Genomic DNA, 2656 nt, shown 5'->3' with positions numbered 1-2656 from the left:
ATGTGTATAAGAGACAGGCCGGGCGCCGGCGCCCCACCTGGACGGCCTCGACGAGGGACTGTGCGGGGAGTGCCGCGGCCGGTGCGGCCGGTGCGGGAAGCCCGCCCCCGCCGAAGGCCCGTGCTCCTGCCGCAGGTGGAAGGAGCGCGCCGGACGCGACCCGGTCGGCTACGTGCTGCAAGCCCTTCCGCAGCCACTGCTCCAGGCCCTCGGGCACCGCACCCCGAGGTCGGTGCCCGACCTGGTACGAGAGGAGCTCGGCAGGCGCACCGCCGACCAGCTCCTGGAGCGGGTGGAACGCCGGTGGAACGTCCGCTGGTCCCACGCCCTCCACGAGAAGGACGAGGACGGCCGCCGCCGCTGGGCGCCGGAGGAGATCGCCGAGGCCCTCGTGGGCCCCGGCCGCTGTACCGAACCGCAGTGTGAGGACGGGTACCTGATCTCCACCGACACCCCGTGCCGGCACTGCATGAACCCCACCCACCGCTTCGTCCCGGCGACGGCCGACCGCACGGCCGCCTCCGACCACGCCCGTGCGAGCGCCGCCCGGATCAGGCGGGCCCTGCTGGAGGGCCGCTCGGCCAAGCCCGGCAGACCGCGGCCCCCTCGCTGATGTCCGCTCAGCCCGCCGAGCTGACGGAGTCCACGACGTCCTTGTCCAGCGCGGCCCGCACGAGGGCGGCGGCGAGTACGGACGGCTCCCGGTCCTTCGCCAGCCGGCGCAACCCGGCCGGAGAGGTGGGCAGCCCCAGCCGCTCCGCGCCCTGGAGCGCCTTGGAGTCGAGGTAGGGGGCGGCCTCCGGCCACACCGCCTGCGCCTCGCGCAGGAAGATGTCCGCGCCCGCGGGCCCCATCCCGGGGAACCGGCGGAGTCCGGAACGCAACGCGTCCGTGTCCCCGTCGGCGTCCCGGCGCAGCCTCCGCAGGTCGCCGCCGTACGCGTCGAGCAGCAGCGCGGCACCGTCGCCCAACTGGGTCGCCGTCCGTTCGTCGTACCGGCGGTAGCCGCCCTCGCCCAGTGCGTCGACCCGCTCCTGCCAGGTCGCGTCGGCCATCCGGCGCGGCGAGCGCATCCCGTGGGCGAAGAGCGCCCGCGCGGACGCCACGGCCACCGAGGCGCGGATCCGCGCGCTCAGCAGGTGGCTGAGCACCAGGAGCTGGTACAGCGGCTGCGGGGTGTCCCGCAACCTGATCCCCGCCTCCTCGGCGTAGGTGGTGCCGTGCTCCTCCAGCAGCGCGTCGAGCTTCTCGCGGCCGCTCATGCGAACTCGAAGACGCGGGCGACGAAGTATCCGGCGACGACCAGCGAGCCGAGCAGCACCAGCGCCGCCCAGAAGACGGGGTGCTCCCAGATGCCGCCGTCCGCGCGCTCGACGTGAGCCTCGCTGGTGGAGCCTTCGGCGGGGGGTGTTTCCTCCGGGGGAGTCAGGCCCCGCCTGAGGGGCGGTGTGACCGGGGTGACAGGTGAAATAGCCATACCTCCACCATCCTCCCCCGCCGCCTCGCCCGCATCGCAGGCCCGTGACGGGCGGGCGCGTACGTCCGTACGGAGTTCGACCGGGCCGAGAAGCGGTGGGGCCGCCCGTATCGGGGCACCGTCAAGGAATGCCTGCCGTAACCCCGCCCGCGCCCGTCGTCAAACTCGTACAACGCAGCACCGAGCCTGCCGCGGCGCAGGTACTGAGATCCACCACCGCGGCCGTCATCTCGTTCGTCGTGGCGCAATGGGCCCTGCCCGATCCGCACCCCGCGCCGCTGACCGCCCCCCTCACCGCCCTGCTCGTCGTACAGGTGACCCTCTACGCCACGCTCACCACGGGCATCCGACGGGTCAACGCGGTCGTCGTCGGCGTACTGATCGCCAGCGGGTTCAGCTCCCTGGTGGGGCTGAGCTGGTGGAGCCTGGGCCTTACGATCTTCACCTCGCTGCTCATCGGACGCGTCGTCAGAGTCAATGAATTCGTGCCCGAGGTGGCCATCAGCGCGATGCTCGTGCTCGGTGTCTCCCAGGTCGCCGACACCGCCCTGGAGCGGGTGTACGAGACGCTCATCGGTGCGGGGGTCGGCCTCCTGTTCAACCTCCTGTTCGCACCGCCGGTGTGGGTCCAGACGGCCGGGGCGTCCATCGGCGGCCTGGGGAAGCGGATGGGCGGGATGTTCCGGGCGCTGGGCGAAGAGATCGAGGGCGCCCAGCCCGTCGGCGAGGCCGCCGCACGCCTGCACCAGGCCCGGCGGCTGGACCACGACATCGTGGAGGTCGACGCCTCACTGCGGCAGGCCGAGGAGAGCCTGACGCTCAACCCCAGGGTCCGTCAGCGGGTGCTGCACCGGGTGGTCCTGCGCACCGGCCTCGACACACTGGAGATCTGCGCCGTCGTCCTGCGGGTGCTGACCCGGACCCTGACCGACCTGGCCAAGGCGCGCACCGAGGAGGAGCTCTTCCCTCAGGACGTGGCGGTGTCCCTCCGCGAACTGTTCGGTCACATGTCCGATGCCATCGAGGGCTTCGCCGTCATGATCACGACCCCGATCGCCGCCAGCGGTGAGGAGGCCGAGGAGCGGCTCGCCGAAGCCCTCGTCCGCAGCCGTGCGACACGCGACCGGGTGGCGGACCTGCTGCTGGAGGACGTGCAGGAACACCCCCGCCAGTGGCAGG

At 72.8% G+C, this 2656-nt stretch carries 3 protein-coding genes and 1 pseudogene; 2 read left to right on the top strand and 2 right to left on the bottom strand.

What is annotated here, in order from left to right; translation table 11 throughout:
- Window positions 1–613 (top strand): annotated as a pseudogene (locus tag IH13_RS36725) (hypothetical protein); the annotation flags it as partial.
- Window positions 614–620: 7 nt separating this feature from the next.
- On the opposite strand, the gene IH13_RS0104805 reads toward IH13_RS36725, so the two are convergent.
- Together IH13_RS0104805 and IH13_RS36720 are read right to left on the bottom strand one after the other, a co-directional pair.
- Window positions 621–1262, bottom strand: a complete 642-nt coding sequence (locus IH13_RS0104805) for an HhH-GDP family DNA glycosylase (protein WP_031081270.1) — start codon at window positions 1260–1262, stop codon at window positions 621–623.
- Entirely contained in the window at window positions 1259–1477 is a 219-nt protein-coding gene (locus IH13_RS36720) for a DUF6480 family protein (protein ID WP_037840770.1), read from the bottom strand. Before IH13_RS36720 ends, IH13_RS0104805 begins: the two co-directional genes overlap by 4 nt.
- Before the next feature lie 128 nt (window positions 1478–1605).
- Here IH13_RS36720 and IH13_RS36715 point away from each other — a divergent pair.
- Window positions 1606–2656, top strand: a 1051-nt coding sequence (locus tag IH13_RS36715) for an FUSC family protein (protein WP_031081268.1), incomplete at its 3' end; no start/stop codon positions are given.

This window comes from Streptomyces sp. NRRL WC-3549 (assembly GCF_000721935.1).
Taxonomy (GTDB): domain Bacteria; phylum Actinomycetota; class Actinomycetes; order Streptomycetales; family Streptomycetaceae; genus Streptomyces.
The sequence above is the reverse complement of the archived record's forward strand: the minus strand, read 5'-3'. Positions and strand labels throughout refer to the sequence as shown.

Excerpts from the sequence above, each read along its gene's own strand:
- IH13_RS0104805 (WP_031081270.1), bottom strand. The coding sequence starts at position 1,262 with ATGAGCGGCCGCGAGAAGCTCGACGCGCTGCTGGAGGAGCACGGCACC.
- IH13_RS36720 (WP_037840770.1), bottom strand. The coding sequence starts at position 1,477 with ATGGCTATTTCACCTGTCACCCCGGTCACACCGCCCCTCAGGCGGGGC.